Source organism: Citrobacter sp. FP75 (assembly GCF_018342065.1).
Lineage (GTDB): Bacteria > Pseudomonadota > Gammaproteobacteria > Enterobacterales > Enterobacteriaceae > Citrobacter.
The window spans coordinates 1-1,578 of the sequence record NZ_JAFDOE010000024.1; the positions used below are offsets into that span (position 1 = coordinate 1).

Sequence of the window (1,578 nt, forward strand, 5' to 3'; positions counted from 1 at the left end):
CCTGTGAGGGTTGCTGGAGGTATCAGAAGTGCGAATGCTGACATAAGTAACGATAATGCGGGTGAAAAACCCGCACGCCGGAAGACCAAGGGTTCCTGTCCAACGTTAATCGGGGCAGGGTGAGTCGACCCCTAAGGCGAGGCCGAAAGGCGTAGTCGATGGGAAACAGGTTAATATTCCTGTACTTGGTGTTACTGCGAAGGGGGGACGGAGAAGGCTATGTTAGCCGGGCGACGGTTGTCCCGGTTTAAGCATGTAGGCGGAGGTTCCAGGTAAATCCGGTACCTTATTAAACGCTGAGGTGTGATGACGAGGCACTACGGTGCTGAAGTAACAAATGCCCTGCTTCCAGGAAAAGCCTCTAAGCATCAGGTAACACGAAATCGTACCCCAAACCGACACAGGTGGTCAGGTAGAGAATACCAAGGCGCTTGAGAGAACTCGGGTGAAGGAACTAGGCAAAATGGTGCCGTAACTTCGGGAGAAGGCACGCTGATGGTAGGTGAAGCGACTTGCTCGTGGAGCTGAAATCAGTCGAAGATACCAGCTGGCTGCAACTGTTTATTAAAAACACAGCACTGTGCAAACACGAAAGTGGACGTATACGGTGTGACGCCTGCCCGGTGCCGGAAGGTTAATTGATGGGGTTATCCGTAAGGAGAAGCTCTTGATCGAAGCCCCGGTAAACGGCGGCCGTAACTATAACGGTCCTAAGGTAGCGAAATTCCTTGTCGGGTAAGTTCCGACCTGCACGAATGGCGTAATGATGGCCAGGCTGTCTCCACCCGAGACTCAGTGAAATTGAACTCGCTGTGAAGATGCAGTGTACCCGCGGCAAGACGGAAAGACCCCGTGAACCTTTACTATAGCTTGACACTGAACACTGGTCCTTGATGTGTAGGATAGGTGGGAGGCTTTGAAGTGTGGACGCCAGTCTGCATGGAGCCAACCTTGAAATACCACCCTTTAATGGCTGGTGTTCTAACGTAGACCCGTAATCCGGGTTGCGGACAGTGTCTGGTGGGTAGTTTGACTGGGGCGGTCTCCTCCTAAAGAGTAACGGAGGAGCACGAAGGTTAGCTAATCCTGGTCGGACATCAGGAGGTTAGTGCAAAGGCATAAGCTAGCTTGACTGCGAGAGTGACGGCTCGAGCAGGTGCGAAAGCAGGTCTTAGTGATCCGGTGGTTCTGAATGGAAGGGCCATCGCTCAACGGATAAAAGGTACTCCGGGGATAACAGGCTGATACCGCCCAAGAGTTCATATCGACGGCGGTGTTTGGCACCTCGATGTCGGCTCATCACATCCTGGGGCTGAAGTAGGTCCCAAGGGTATGGCTGTTCGCCATTTAAAGTGGTACGCGAGCTGGGTTTAGAACGTCGTGAGACAGTTCGGTCCCTATCTGCCGTGGGCGCTGGAGAATTGAGGGGGGCTGCTCCTAGTACGAGAGGACCGGAGTGGACGCATCACTGGTGTTCGGGTTGTCATGCCAATGGCATTGCCCGGTAGCTAAATGCGGAAAAGATAAGTGCTGAAAGCATCTAAGCACGAAACTTGCCCCGAGATGAGTTCTCCCTGA

1 rRNA gene is annotated in these 1,578 nt (G+C 53.1%); it reads left to right on the forward strand.

From position 1 onward, the window contains the following. Positions 1 to 1,578 (forward strand): 23S ribosomal RNA (locus JQ822_RS24265); the annotation flags it as partial.